Source organism: Kibdelosporangium persicum (assembly GCF_013280595.1).
Lineage (GTDB): Bacteria > Actinomycetota > Actinomycetes > Mycobacteriales > Pseudonocardiaceae > Kibdelosporangium > Kibdelosporangium persicum.
This window is the reverse complement of sequence record NZ_JAAATY010000025.1, coordinates 110,326-123,629: the sequence shown is the minus strand read 5'-3', so window position 1 is coordinate 123,629 and position 13,304 is coordinate 110,326. Positions and strand designations below refer to the sequence as shown.

Annotated in this window: 12 protein-coding genes, 1 tRNA gene and 1 pseudogene; 8 read left to right on the top strand and 6 right to left on the bottom strand. The window is 67.5% G+C overall.

Annotated elements, in window-relative coordinates; all coding sequences use genetic code 11:
- Nucleotides 1-125: 125 nt before the first annotated feature.
- Nucleotides 126-199, top strand: a tRNA-Leu gene (locus tag GC106_RS34375).
- 864 nt (nucleotides 200-1,063) lie between these two features.
- On the opposite strand, the pseudogene GC106_RS49790 reads toward GC106_RS34375, so the two are convergent.
- From GC106_RS49790 to GC106_RS34355, 3 genes and pseudogenes are all read right to left on the bottom strand, one after another.
- Nucleotides 1,064-1,816: pseudogene (locus tag GC106_RS49790) on the bottom strand (recombinase family protein); the annotation flags it as partial.
- 263 nt (nucleotides 1,817-2,079) lie between these two features.
- Complete coding sequence (locus GC106_RS34360; protein ID WP_173139208.1) at nucleotides 2,080-2,418, bottom strand: hypothetical protein; 339 nt, start codon at nucleotides 2,416-2,418, stop codon at nucleotides 2,080-2,082.
- 38 nt (nucleotides 2,419-2,456) lie between these two features.
- A complete protein-coding gene (locus tag GC106_RS34355) occupies nucleotides 2,457-2,954 on the bottom strand; it encodes an XF1762 family protein (protein ID WP_246367480.1) in 498 nt (165 codons plus the stop codon).
- Between the two features lie 119 nt (nucleotides 2,955-3,073).
- Between GC106_RS34355 and GC106_RS34350 the strand changes: the two genes are divergently transcribed.
- Nucleotides 3,074-3,535, top strand: coding sequence for a hypothetical protein (locus GC106_RS34350; RefSeq protein WP_173139206.1), 462 nt, complete (start codon nucleotides 3,074-3,076; stop codon nucleotides 3,533-3,535).
- A 56-nt stretch (nucleotides 3,536-3,591) separates the two neighbouring features.
- Here GC106_RS34350 and GC106_RS34345 read toward each other — a convergent pair whose 3' ends face one another.
- The 3 genes from GC106_RS34345 to GC106_RS34335 all read right to left on the bottom strand — a co-directional run bounded on the left by GC106_RS34345 (nucleotide 3,592) and on the right by GC106_RS34335 (nucleotide 6,267).
- Complete coding sequence (locus GC106_RS34345; RefSeq protein WP_173139204.1) at nucleotides 3,592-4,188, bottom strand: recombinase family protein; 597 nt, start codon at nucleotides 4,186-4,188, stop codon at nucleotides 3,592-3,594.
- Between the two features lie 194 nt (nucleotides 4,189-4,382).
- On the bottom strand, nucleotides 4,383-5,279 hold the full coding sequence (locus GC106_RS34340) for a DNA methyltransferase (protein WP_173139202.1): 897 nt from the start codon (nucleotides 5,277-5,279) through the stop codon (nucleotides 4,383-4,385).
- A complete protein-coding gene (locus GC106_RS34335) occupies nucleotides 5,272-6,267 on the bottom strand; it encodes a hypothetical protein (protein ID WP_173139200.1) in 996 nt (331 codons plus the stop codon). The genes GC106_RS34340 and GC106_RS34335 overlap by 8 nt, the downstream gene beginning before the upstream one ends.
- 542 nt (nucleotides 6,268-6,809) lie before the next feature.
- Between GC106_RS34335 and GC106_RS34330 the strand changes: the two genes are divergently transcribed.
- The 6 genes from GC106_RS34330 to GC106_RS34310 all read left to right on the top strand — a co-directional run bounded on the left by GC106_RS34330 (nucleotide 6,810) and on the right by GC106_RS34310 (nucleotide 13,295).
- Nucleotides 6,810-7,787: a hypothetical protein gene (locus GC106_RS34330; RefSeq protein ID WP_173139198.1), complete on the top strand. Its 978-nt coding sequence runs from the start codon at nucleotides 6,810-6,812 to the stop codon at nucleotides 7,785-7,787.
- A 239-nt stretch (nucleotides 7,788-8,026) separates the two neighbouring features.
- Nucleotides 8,027-8,275, top strand: coding sequence for a pilin (locus GC106_RS34325; RefSeq protein WP_246367496.1), 249 nt, complete (start codon nucleotides 8,027-8,029; stop codon nucleotides 8,273-8,275).
- Nucleotides 8,276-8,279: 4 nt separating this feature from the next.
- Complete coding sequence (locus GC106_RS48280) at nucleotides 8,280-9,383, top strand: TrbL/VirB6 family protein (RefSeq protein WP_246367479.1); 1,104 nt, start codon at nucleotides 8,280-8,282, stop codon at nucleotides 9,381-9,383.
- Nucleotides 9,380-10,192 carry a hypothetical protein gene (locus GC106_RS48275; protein ID WP_246367478.1) on the top strand — a complete coding sequence of 271 codons (813 nt, stop codon included), beginning with the start codon at nucleotides 9,380-9,382 and terminating at the stop codon, nucleotides 10,190-10,192. The genes GC106_RS48280 and GC106_RS48275 overlap by 4 nt, the downstream gene beginning before the upstream one ends.
- A complete protein-coding gene (locus GC106_RS34315; protein WP_173139196.1) occupies nucleotides 10,189-11,385 on the top strand; it encodes a PrgI family protein in 1,197 nt (398 codons plus the stop codon). The genes GC106_RS48275 and GC106_RS34315 overlap by 4 nt, the downstream gene beginning before the upstream one ends.
- Nucleotides 11,385-13,295 carry a VirB4 family type IV secretion system protein gene (locus GC106_RS34310; protein WP_173139194.1) on the top strand — a complete coding sequence of 637 codons (1,911 nt, stop codon included), beginning with the start codon at nucleotides 11,385-11,387 and terminating at the stop codon, nucleotides 13,293-13,295. The genes GC106_RS34315 and GC106_RS34310 overlap by 1 nt, the downstream gene beginning before the upstream one ends.
- Nucleotides 13,296-13,304 lie beyond the last annotated feature (9 nt).

Below are 13,304 nucleotides of genomic sequence, written 5' to 3'. Positions count from 1 at the left end.
GGTACGAAAGCCGGAAACTGCAGCGTACCGGGGCCAGGGCGGCAGCGCCGCGAAGAGGAGAGTTATCCGACACACACCCACCTCGCACCCGGCCGCCGCTGATCGCGTAAAGTTCCACCCCGTCGGCCCCCGTAGCCCAATCGGCAGAGGCAGCGGACTCAAAATCCGTCCAGTGTGCGTTCGAGTCGCACCGGGGGCACGTACAGGATGCACACAGGCTTTGACCTGCGGTTTTGATGCATCCTGCGGGCACTTCATCCTCCAATTCACTCGCTGCTTCGGCGACTGCCGAAATGTGCTCTTCCGGCAGAGTGACCTTGAGCGTCGCCTCGCCAGTCTTGTAGTGCACCTGAATGGTGAGCTGTGTAAGGTCGAACAGCCGAGTCAAGAGCCCTTCAGGAGCTCGGCGCAAGTTCGCCTTGAGACGTGGCAGCGCCTCGAGAAGGCCCACCGAGTCACGGCTGGGCTTGGCAGGTTCTTGCGCTTCTTTCTCGTCCAACTCGGCAATAGTTGCCAGCACTGCGCAGCGTTCTGACTCGAGGTCGTTGTATCGATTGCGGAGTCCCTGCGTGAATGAGTCAGCTGGATCGCCGTCCTCGACTTGCCTCAACACGTTGTCCTGTTTGCGAGCTATGTCCGCTACTTTGCGTTGGAGGCGCTGGCGTTGCTCCTCCCGCTGCTGGCGCTCCTCGTCACCCGCTTGATCGAGTTCTGCGACGAAGATCTCATGCCGAGCCTCACCGAAGACACGCGTCGAGAAGAACTCGTCGACCGCCGCGATGATGAGGTCTTCGCGCATGTAGATCGTCGCCGGATGCCCCTCGTACTTGTCCGGCCTGCCACGGTTGTTGTTCTCCGGGTGGCATCGGTAGTAGGTCCGGCCATGCCGAGGGTTCCCGATCATCCTACGACCGCAGTCACACAGGACTCGCCGCCGGAACAGGTACGTCCGCGTCGCTCGCCGGTCCTTCTTGGCTCCGGCGCCGTCGCGGGAGCCTTGGCGATCGCGGCTCTTCGCGTTGAGTTCGTCGAACATCCACTTTGGGATGAGCGGCTCGTGCGCTGGTTCCGGCGACCACACCCACATCTCCGGCGGGTTGGGTTTGTTCCGTCCGCCGCGACTGCGTCGAGCCCGGCGGTTGTAGACCTGGTACCCCGTGTACTTCGGGTTCTTCAGGATCTCGGCCACGCTGGACTTCGACCACGCCTTGCGCGCTCGCTCCTTGCCAGGAGGCTCCGGCGGTGGATACTTCTCCAGATCCGTGTTGAGCCGTTCAGCGATCGTGTCGAATCCCAGCCCTTCCAAGTGCCGCCACATCGCCATCAACGTGACGGCCTCACCTCGCACCCCGTCTGGTTCCAGCCGCGTCTTGGTTATGCCCTTCGCGGCTTTGCTGGGATTGGGGTGCCGGATCTTCTTGGCCTTGTAGCCGTACAAGGGCTTGCCGATGTTGTAGCCCTCGCGGACGTGTGTGCAGAGGCCGCCCCAAGACAGCTCCAGCATGTTGAGCACTTCATACTCGGCGACTGACTGGTTGATCCGTCGCTGCAGGATCTGCTGAGCACGCCCACCCGACAACGTGATGGGCTCGTTGGAGGCGAAGACGCAGACCTCGGAACGGTCGAGCTCTCGCTCTACTGCAAGAGATTCGAACATGCTGCGGGCGAGCCGAGATGTCGACTCGCAGATGACCACGTCGAACCGGCGATCCTTGCGCTTGGCCTCGGCCAGCAAGTCAGCGATGCCACCGTCACGCGGAATCGGAACGTCGTACCGCTCATAGTTGACACCCCGCCCCCGCTTGTCGAGCTCCATGCGTCCGGACTCGACGTCGAAGAAGTGGCACACGATCACCCACGACTCGGGCAACGCGGACTTCGACCGTCCAAGTTGCCGCACCAGTGATTGCCGCGGATCCTGGTGCTCGTCGGTCGAGGTACGCCCGACCCACGCCACACGAACTTCCTTAGCGTGTAGGGCAAGCGGCAACCCGAATGGCGACACCGCCAGATCGCTCAACCCAGATCCACCGAATCGAGATCCGACGGCCGGCGACGGAGGCGTCGAGTCGTGAACACTCATGCGGCTTCCCAACCCTTGTCCTGCTCGTCAGACCGATTAGGTTCATCGCGCGCCCAGAGAAGCAGCTCTCGAACAACCCCGGTGAGTTCGCGGCGCAGCCACTCAGCCTCGTGACCAGTCACATAGTGGACACTCGTCTCGAAGCGCCTCGCTTCGTCGTTACGCTGACCACGAACTCCCCCGCCGCCAAAGAGGGGGATAACGTCACCGCTGGCAGCGCGCTCCGGCGGGTCGGAGTCCTTCCGCGGATCTTCCAACTCCATCACGCTCCAATGCGCGAGCTGAACGGTGAAACAGCTGATGCGACACAGATGCAGACAGCTGTACCACTTCATCCAGCTGCGAGACAAGGCCTTCACTCGCCAGTGCGAAGCTAGGCAGCAGTATCGATGTGAAGATCGTCCACGGTTGAGGACCGGATCTCCCAGCGGATGCGCGGAATCCAATCCGTCCCACGAACTTGACGGCGCCGTGCTGGCGAATCCCACCCAGACCTGGCGGGCAGATCCGCGACCGGACACAGCCCTGCCGCCCGCAGACTGGCACCACTCTCCCCTTGTTGCGTATAAGTGACCATCCGCCCATACCCCAGTGCACGTGCCGCACGCCACGCGGCGCCATACAACATTGAGTTCGCGTTCGGCACTCCCAACGTGCACGTGCGGGTGACCTCCACGGTGCGCCCATCGTCAAGATGGCGAGCAACCGGACGCCCAACCGTCGCCACACCCACAAGGACATGGTCGAGCGCAACGCCAATTGCGTACTTCATTCCCCTCGGAGGCTGATGATGACGATGATGGTCGGCGATGAACCCGCAGGCCTGCCGGAACGTGATCGGCACGATGGCGAGGTTCATGCCCTTGTCCATTCGCGGTCATCACCAACAAGACATAGCGACGGCGTCGACCACCGCCAAGACTGCTGCGAGGTACGGGAGTCCGGCGTGTTCAGCCAAGGCCAAATTCGTCCTGATGGTTCACTAGTCGGGTGACCATCGCGTCTTTCGTGATCTCGTGCCTCGCGTTCGTCGTAGCCGGCATCGCCGCCTGGTATGCCCGTAGGCAGGCTCACGCGGCCGAGCAGTCGGCCGATGAGGCCAAACGATCCGCAGATGCCGCGGCCGCGATGGCCTCGATCGAAGAGGAACGGCGGGCCGACGAAGTCGCCGAAGCCGAGCGTCATCGAGTGCGCTTCAAGCTCGAGCACCAGAATGCTCAGGCATATCTGCTGCGCAATGCTGGAACCGATTGCGCATACGCGGTCCACGTCGAAACGGGAGAGATGCCGGCACGGGGTGAGGTCGATTTTGCCGAGTTCCCGGCTGGCGACGCGCACAAGTACGTCTTCATGAAGAGCTGGGGCGGTCCTGACCACATTGTCGTCACCTGGCACATGCAAGCGGACCGATCCGATGCTCAGCGGTCGGTGAAGCTCTACTTGGGACAGTGATCGCCCTGCCCTATGGAAGTGGCGTCTGCAGCCTTGTGGTCTCATGGAACGGCCGGTCATACCGCGCTCCATGGGGTCTGGGCCATGGTCGGCGCTTCGTGTGGTTGCTCTGCGGAAGCAGCCTGGGCGCGTCGGAAGGTGCGTTCGTCGACTAGTGGTTCGTGCACCTTCGGCGCGGAGGTGACCCATTGCTCGACTGACACTGGGCGGCCGGCGACGGTGCGGCCCCAGACTTGGCGGCCGACGTACTTCGGGTTGGTGACGATGCGCCGGACAGTCTTGGCGGTCCACTGTCCGCTCGGCGTCGGGGGTGGGTATTGGCGCGGGTCGCTGTTGAGTCGTGCAGCGATGACGGCGAACGTCAGGCCGTGGTCGGCACGCCAGGTGAAGACCTGCTTGACGGCCGCGGTGGTCTGCCAGTCCGGGACGAGGACGGCCCGCAATCTGCTGTGTCCACTGGGGTCAGTGACCCGAATGCGCAGGGCGCGGTAGCCGTAGGGTGGCGGCCCGATCTGGTAGCCGGCGCGGACGAGTTCGACCATCGCCTGGCGTGCACGGCGGGTCGTCTCGGCGTGGTGTGCGGACAGCGCGGCCCACTGGATGCGGTTGCCGCGAGCATCGAGCAATTCGTCGTCACCGGTCTGGTCGTCCATACGTGCGTCGGTATCGAGTGCAGACGTACTCGACCAATCCGTCCACAGGTTTGTCCACAACTGGGACCACCACGATGGACGAGTACTGGCCACCGGTGTGCCGGTGCAGTCGTGGCGAGCGGCGGCGCGGAGCGCGGAGCGCTTGCGTCGGAACTTGGGGTGCCAACCGCATTCGCGGCAGTACAGGCGGGTGGTCATGCCGCTCGCCTCCAGCCGCGGTACTCGCCACCGTTGACGATCGGCGAGGTGGCTTCGTCCTGGGTCGGCCGCGGGATGCCGACTGCCGCCTCGGCGGCGAGTTCGACGTCGTGTGCGCGTTGGAAGACGAGCACCTCGAGGTGCGCGGTGAGGGCGGTCGGCGGACCGGCGGTGCGACGCTCTGTAAGAGAGGCTCGAATGACCAGTCGGCTACCACGCAGACCGGCGGTCAGCGCGATGCACCGCTCGACCAGCGCCAACCCGGCCGACGTCGCGGCGGCGACGAGGCGGGTGGTCAGGTCGACCAGCGAGCCGTCCGAGTGTCGGAGGGGGCGCGCGACGACAATGAGATGGCTGCCGGAACGCAGCAGCGGCTCGCAGTAGAAAAGTGTTGTGGCGAGTTCGGTGATAGCGGACTCGACCGGGTCGAAGTCCGGACCGCTCGTCAGCTCTGCGGTGCGCAGGGTAGTCAGGACGAGTCCGACTCGCCCGATCAACCCGGCGGCACAGACCGTCGCAAGGATCTTCGGTTGGGCGTCGAGGACAGAGCCGTCGCGCCACGCGCCCGCGGTCTTGGCGGCGGTGACATTGGCGCGAGCGAGTGGCCACCACCGGGTGCGGGCGGTGAGTCCGAGGGCGTGCCGGTCGACGCGCAGTGCCGCGGTCAGCACGGTGCCCGCGCCGCAATCCGGGTCGAGAACGAGGTCGCCGGGGCGGGTGTAGGTGGCGATCGCGTGGGCGGCGACGGCGGGCGGAATCCGCTCGGTGTCGGTCTCGGTGCCGGGCACGCAGCCGGCGTCGCGCAGCTGCGCGAGAAGGTCGCGCTGTCCGGTCGGCCAGACCGACAGGGACGGCAGGGAGAGTGGCCAGGGCGACGTGGGGCGGTCAGTCATCGGAGATCTCCTTCCCGTCGACGGCACCGGTGGAGATCGGCTGCCGGGTGAACAGGAAGAGGTCGTCGTGCACCTGGGTGTGCCGAGCGGGCGTCGCGGGCGGTGGGGCTGAAGCCGTCGGTCGAGCGTGCGGGGCCGGGGTCGCGACGGCGAGGGCGCCGTCGCGGACGGGCACGCGAAGCAGGGCGATGCGATCGAGATAGCGCAGTCCGGCGCGGTGCGCGGCACGTACCAGAGAGCCGGCGGGGTCGGCGAGCCGATCACGGGAGCGGTCACCGTTAGTGATGACGGCGAGGGTGCCGGCCGGGGTGAGCAGGCCGGTCCAGTCGGCCGGACGGAACCAGTCGAGTGCGCGCGGTTCGGCCGCGGTGACAACAAGGTCGTAGCGGTCCGGACCGACGCCGGTCGCGGTCGAGTCCGGTCCGGGACGGCGGTGTGTCGACGGTCCGGCGGCGTGGTCGGTGGTCGGACTGTCGGTGCGCGGTGGGCGTCCGGACTCGGACTCGGCCGACGCGTCGTCCGGGTGTTCGCCGAGTGGGTCGGGGTGGGCGGCGGCGGTCTGGGTCTGGATGCCGCGGCCGAGTCGGACCACGGTCCAGCCCGCTTCGTGTAGTCCGGCGTACGGGCTGGGCCGGGGCTGGTTGTGGCCCCCGGTTGGTGGCCACGGCCTGCGCGGTGCGAGGTAGGGCGCGGGGTCGAGCAGGAGGACTCGCTGGCCGGGCTGGGTGTAGGTGGTGACGAGCTTGATGACCGCGGTCAGCAGCCAGTGGGCGAGCAGCCCGGTGCCTTCACGGAGATGGTCGTCTTGAGCGCACGGCCAGACGGTGCTCGGCCGGGTGGGACGGGGTTGGCGCAGCGTGAGGCGCAGGGTGCGCAGACGCGGTGTTCGCCGCCTACGCGGTAGCGGGATCGGGACGGTCGGCGGTTCGGTCGGGCTGTGCTCCTGGGAGTCGTCTCCTGGGGAGTCGTTGCCGTGTATCGGGGTCATCGCGGTCTCCTCCGGCGAGGTGGGTGCCCTGCGTTCTGACGCCCCTTAACTCCGTATTTCGACCCCGTTTTGGACACGCCTTGCCAAATCTCTTACTCCGCGTCGGCTCGCGTTTATCGCGACTCGAAGCCATCCGGGCAGTTCTGTCAAAGCCCTCCGCCGGGCGTCGCTTGTTCGGTCGACTCCGACCCGGCGCGAACCCGTCTCCCGAACAGTCGTGGAGAGATTTTTCAAGATTTTTGAGTGTCGCATTATTTGATCTTCGGCGCTGCTCCGCCCGAAGCACTGTGGTGACTACTAGCACTAGACTAGCGAGCGACTATAAATCCAGCTCAGCCGCTACTAGAATCGATCAAAGCACTAGACGGCAAGTCCGTCCTGTTGATCTTGACTGGCCGCGTCCGTGGGGCGAAATAGTAGTTCACTAGTAGCCCCGGCACGGTTTGCTAGTTGACGACTAGTAATTGCGTGGTATTTCCGTGGTATCGGTCGTGGCTTCCTGACGTCGTTGTTGTTCGCATCGACGCCGTGGGAGTCACGACATGGCAGCACAATCCATTTTTCGCCGGGGTGGCGACGAGGCTGTCCCGAACTCGTTGGATATCGCGCGGGACACCTTTACTTGGCTGGTGACCGGGCCGCATCCGGTGTCGCTGAACGGCCAGCTCTTTCCCGGTCTACCGGACCGGCACATCCCGCTGGACGAGGTCCGCGACCGGCTGCTGGCGCGCCGGTGCCCCCAGGCGACGCGGGACGCGGTGTGGGCGCATCTGGTGCTGCGCTCCCGTAGCGAAGGAGCGACCTGGACGGTCGCCGCGGTCGGGGTCGCACTGCCCGCGCTGACCTCTGTCGCGGCCACCCTGTCCGATCGGTTCGCCGGCGATCCGGCCGATGTTCACGCCGAGGTGTTGCGCGGATTCCTGACCGCGTTGTCGACCATCGATCTGCGTCCGCCACGGATCATGCTGCGCCTGCGGTGGGCCGCCTACCGGTCCGGCTACGACGCGCTCGCCGAGGCGCTGGCGGGTCCGACTCCGGTCGCACCGGGCTTCCGATCCAGCCCGCCGCACACGCCGTGGGGACACCCGGATCTGGTCCTCGCTCGCGCCGTCGCGGACGGAGTCTTGACCCAGACCGAGGCCGCGCTCATCGGCGCGACCCGGTTGGAGGACGTGCCCGTCGCGGACTGGGCCGCGCAGCACCAGACCGGCGAGTGGGCGGTCTACAAGGCGCGCAAACGCGCCGAACTCCGGCTCGCCGCGTACCTGCGCGACGGCGCCGCTGAGACCGATCCGACCGACCCCCTGACCGACCAGGTGGCCACCGTGGTGGCCCTGGCGCGCCCAGTCGCGCCAGCCCGCGACTTGCCACGGTCGTCACTGTCCGTGTCCGTCGCTGGAGTCGAATCAACGCAGGAAGTTCAGGATCGTCTGTCCAAAACGGACGCGAAATCCGGAGTTCAGGGCTGCGGGACACACCCGCGCTCAGCCCGACCTTCGGAGGTGCCCCAATGCGCCTGATCGATCGCGCGAGCGGACTGCGCAGCGCCCGCCTCGACGGCAATCCGCAGCCGCCAGCCGAGGCCGCAGCGTCGAGCACACCGGACGAGCTCACCGGCAGTGAGCGCCCGAATGCTCCGATCATTACGCCGGAGGACTGGACCCCGGTCCGCCCCAGCCGCTGGTCGCACGTGGCGCTGATCGTCGAAGTGGCGATCCTCGCCCTGCTGGCCTCGGCGTCAGCGGCGCACGCCGACACGATGGTCGTCGCCCTCGCGGACTCGGTGACCACAGTCCTGAACAACGTCCGCAACTGGATCATGGGCATCCTGGCCGGCTTGGCCACGGTGTTCCTGTCCATCGGCGGCGTCCGCTACGTGATGGGCGGCGGCGAGCCCGGCGAGGTCGAGAAGGCCAAGACGGCGTTCAAGTCCGCTGGGTGGGGCTACGGCCTGGCGGCGCTCGCGCCCCTGGTCGTGGAGATTCTCAAAGGGATCGTGGGGGCCTGAGGCGATGGCCGCCAGCACCCCGCCCACGGTTCGCCCGCACCGCCGGTCCGGCGGCCCGGTCGCGCCCCCTGCCGACCGGCCACCGGTTGGTCGGCCGCGGCGCTGGCGCGCGGGCTGGATGCTGGCGCTGAGCATCGTCGTGCTCCTAATCAGCGTCCTCACGGTGAGCGCCTCGGCCCAGCCGACCACGCCGAACCCCGACCCCTGCTCCGGGCCCGAGCCGCGGCCGATCCCCTGCGCTCCGGCCCCCACACCGACGCAGCCACCGAGCACACCCGGCCAACCGACCACGCCGTGCACGGGTGAGGACTGCATCCCACAGCCGACCACGCCGCCACCGAGTACGGGCCCGCAGCAGCCCGGCACGGGCAGTGGGGACAGCGACTCGGACTGCGGGATCACCGACATCGGCGCGTGCATCTCCGAGGCCATCAACTCGGCGTTCCGCGGCATCGTCGAAGCCGCACTCTCGCCGATCCTGGAGCTGATCGGCCGCACCGCGTTGTCCACGCCGACGATCAGCGATCTTCCCGGCATCGGCGAGTTGTGGAACAACTCCTGGGAGATCGTGGTCGCCGCCTACGGCCTGCTCATCCTGCTCGGCGGCATCGTCGTGATGGGCCATGAGAGCGTCCAGGGGCGGTACTCGATCAAGGAGATCGGGCCTCGTATCCCGATCGCGTTCGTGGCGTCGGCTTTGTCGCTGTTCTTCGCTGACAAGTTCATTCGCCTCGCCAACGGATTGACCTTGGGGGTGCTCGGCAGCGGCGCGAAACCGCCGACACTCGGGCCCACCATCGTCGAAATAGTCCGCGGTGTCCTCTCCGGCGGGTTGTTCTTGATTCTGACCAGCCTTGTGCTGGTTGTCCTGGGTCTGGCCTTGCTCGTGGTCTACGTCGTCCGGATCGTCATCACCCTGCTGCTGATCATCTCTGGACCGCTGTTTCTGATGTGCCACGCCCTGCCGCACACCGAAGCGCTGGCCTTCTGGTGGTGGAAGGCCATGGCCGCGGTCTTGAGCATCCAGCTCGCCCAATCCCTCGTATTGATCATCGCCGTGAACACTCTGCTGTCCGGCGGCATTCAGCTGTTCGGAGGCATCTGGTGACTGGCCTGGGTACGCTGATCTGCGCCATCGCGCTCTTCTACATTCTGTTCAAGATCCCGTTCTGGCTGCTGTCCGCAGTCAAAGTCAGCTCAGGCCGTTCCTTGTTGGGCGGCCTCGCGCGGGCCTTCATCATGGCCAAAACCTTCGGCATGGTCGCGGGCAAGGCCGGTGCGTTCAGCGCGGCCGGCACCACTAGGGCCGCAAAAGCCGGCGGCCGTGGCAGCGGTGGTAGTGGCAGTGCGCCAGCAGACCCGCCGTGGCCTGCTCAGCCGCGCATCGCACCCACACCCGACATGGTCAACAAGCGGCTCAAGGCGGCCCGCGAGGCCGAGCGCGCCCGCGCGGCCCGCCGGTCGCGGGTGCCCTCCCAGGCGCCGCAGTTCCTGCAGCCCTCACCTCAAGACACCACCCACGATCCCGCCGTCACCCCGGCGAACCAGGGACCAACCATGCCTCCTGAGTTCAGCTCCGCACCTAAGCCCGCTACGCCCACGCCCCGGCGAGGCCAGCGGCCGGGATCGGCACCCCAGTTCCAAGCCGCCGGAGGGCCGCGTCGACGCGGCGCCACCCCACCGCCAGCCCGCCCAATCCGCACCGCGTCGGTGCCCCCGCAGTTGCAGTTCCGGCCCGCCACGCCGCCCGCGCCGCAGCCGTCGTCGCCACCCAGGTCGGCGTCCGCTCCTGCCGCGCCGGTGTTCCGGCAGGCGCAGCCCGAGCCGCGCATCGGCGACGCCTACCGGCGCACCCAATCCGTTCCGCCGCCGGTGTTCCGCGCACCTAAACCCGCGCCAGGAGGTGAAGGGAAATGAGTCAGCCCGTCAGGATTCCCGCCGACGTCGACCGCGAAGACCGGGTGATCGGTCCCCTGACCGCGCGACAGCTGCTCATCCTCGCCGTCACCGGGATCGTGCTGTATGGCACGTACACGATCACCCGCGATTTCGTGCCGCTGGTGGCCTTCCTCATCGTCGCCATCCCGATCGGGGTGACCGCCGCGTTTCTCGCGCTGGGTCAGCGCGACGGCATCACCCTCGACCGGTTGGTGCTGGCGGCATTGCGGCAACGGATGAGCCCACAGCACCGAGTGGCCGCGCCGGAAGGCATCCGCCCGGTCCCCGAGTGGCCGGGCACCCAGGTCACGAACGCCAGCAGCAAGGGCCGCGCCAAGGCGAAGGACGGCGGGGACTCCGTGGCGTCGACGGTCTCGCCGGCCGCGCTGCGGTTGCCCGCCGAAGCGATCACCGAGACCGGCGTCATCGACCTCGGTAAAGACGGCGTCGCCGTTGTCGCGGTCTGCTCCACAATCAACTTCGGACTGCGCACCCCGGCCGAGCAGGAGTCACTCGTCGCCTCCTTCGGGCGGTATCTGCACTCGCTGACCGCGCCGGTGCAGGTGCTCGTGCGCGCGGAACGGCTAGACCTGTCCGGGCAGATCGCCGAGCTCCGCGAACAGGCCGGTGGCCTGCCGCACCCGGCACTGGAACAGGCGGCGCGCGAGCACGCCGAGTACCTCGACCAACTCGGCCGCGCCACCGACCTGCTGCGCCGCCAAGTACTGCTCATCCTGCGCGAGCCGCTGCTCACCACGGGCCCGACCGACGGACTCGGCGGCGCCTCGCCACTGGCGGCGTTGACCGCGAAACGCCGGGCCGCCAAGCAGGCCGCCTTGGTCGACGACGCCACCCGGCGGGCCGCCGAGGCCCGGCTGGTCCGCCGGCTCGGCGAGGCGGTCGAGCTGCTCTCCCCATCGGGGATCGTGGTCACCCCGCTGGACGCCGGCCAAGCCACCGCGGTGCTCGCCGCGGCCTGCAACCCCGACAGCTTGATACCGCCCAACTCCGGCCTCGCCGCCTCGGACGAAGTCATCACCACCGTCCCGGACGAGGGCTGGGACACAGGCGCGTTCGGCCGCGCCGCATTCCCCACCGACGACGAGTTCGGCGAGGCCGAGGACGCCTGGGACGACGAGGACCCCGACGACTACGCGGGGAGGTACCGCTGATGAAGACCAAGACCAAGCGCCGCGGCCGGAAGCCCCAGGCCGTGCAGCCGTCGCTCGGGCGGGCCAGCGCGTTCACCCCCGACGCCATCTCCGTCCGCCCCCGCGCACTGGAAGTCGGCGGCGAATGGGTCGCGTCCTTCGCCGTCGTCGGCTACCCCCGCGAGGTCCACCCCGGTTGGTTGCAACCGCTGCTGACCTACCCCGGACGCGTCGACGTCTCCCTGCACATCGAACCGATCGATCCCGTCACCGCGGCCAACCGACTCAAGAAACAACTGTCGAAACTGGAGTCCGGCAGGCGACACACCAGCGAGAAAGGACGGTTGATCGACCCGCACGTCGAAGCAGCCACCGAGGACGCCTACGACCTGTCCGCACGCGTCGCCCGCGGCGAAGGCAAGCTCTACCGGCTCGGGCTCTACCTGACCGTGCACGCCCCCACCGAGGAAGCCCTCAACGACGAGGTCGCGGCCATCCGGTCGCTGGCGGCATCGCTGCTGCTGGACTGCAAACCCACCACCTACCGCAGCCTCCAGGGCTGGATCACCAGCCTGCCCATGGGCCTCGACCTGGTCGGCATGCGGAGGACGTTCGACACCTCGGCGCTGTCCGCGGCGTTCCCGTTCACCTCACCCGACCTACCACCACCCGACCCGACCTCGGTCGGTGCGCCGAGCGGAGTGCTCTACGGCTTCAACGTCGGAAGCCAAGGGCTGGTCCATCACGACCGGTTCGCGTTGGACAACCACAACTCGGTGATCCTGGGCCGGTCCGGCGCGGGCAAGTCGTACTTGGTGAAGCTGGAACTCCTGCGCAGCCTGTACCGCGGGATCGAGATCCACGTCATCGACCCCGAGGACGAGTACGCCCGCCTGGCCGCCGCGGTCGGCGGAACCTATGTGCACCTCGGCGCCGAGCAGGTGCGGCTCAACCCGATGGACCTGCCGATCCACACCCGCCCGGACGGACGCCGCACCGCGCCGCGCGACGCGCTGATCCGGCGGTCGCTGTTCCTGCACACGGTGATCTCGGTGTTGCTGGGCAGCGAGCTCGAAGCGACCGAACGGGCGGCACTGGACCGGGCGATCACCGCGACCTACCAGCGCGTGGGCATCACGTCGGATCCGCGGACCTGGACCCGCCCGGCGCCGCTGCTGGCCGACTTCGCCGAGGTCCTCGCCGAAACCGGTGATCCCGCCGGGGTCGAGCTCGCGGCCAGGCTGCACCCGTACGTCACCGGCGCGTTCTCTGGGCTGTTCTCCGGGCCAACCTCGACCCGCCCAGAGGGACATCTGGTGGTGTTCGCGCTGCGGGATCTCGCCGACGAACTCAAACCGATCGGGACGCTGCTGACACTCGACACGGTATGGCGGCAGGTGTCCAACCCGGCCATCCGCAAACCCCGGTTGGTCGTGGTCGACGAGGCCTGGCTGCTGATGAAGGAGCCCGCCGGTGCCGAGTTCCTGTTCCGCATGGCCAAAGCGAGCCGCAAGCAGTGGGCGGGCCTCACAGTAGCCACTCAGGACACTGCCGACGTCCTGGGTTCGGACCTCGGCAAGGCCGTAGTGGCCAACGCGGCAACACAGATCCTGCTACGGCAAGCCTCCCAGGCGATCGACGAGATAACCCGCACGTTCGACCTGTCCATGGGTGAGCGGCAGTTCCTGCTCTCCGCAGACCGCGGCCAAGGTCTGCTCAGCACCGGAACCCAGCGGGTGGCGTTCCAGTCCATCGCCTCACCGGTCGAGCATCACCTGGTCACGTCCAACCCCGCGGAAATCGCCGGATACTCCGACATCTCCTCGGGAATCGAGAACTCTTTCGTCGAACTCAGCTCGGACGACACCGAAGCAATCGCGGACGCGTTCGACGACGGCGACGCGTCGCAGGTCGAACTCGACGCCGCCTAACGACCCGAC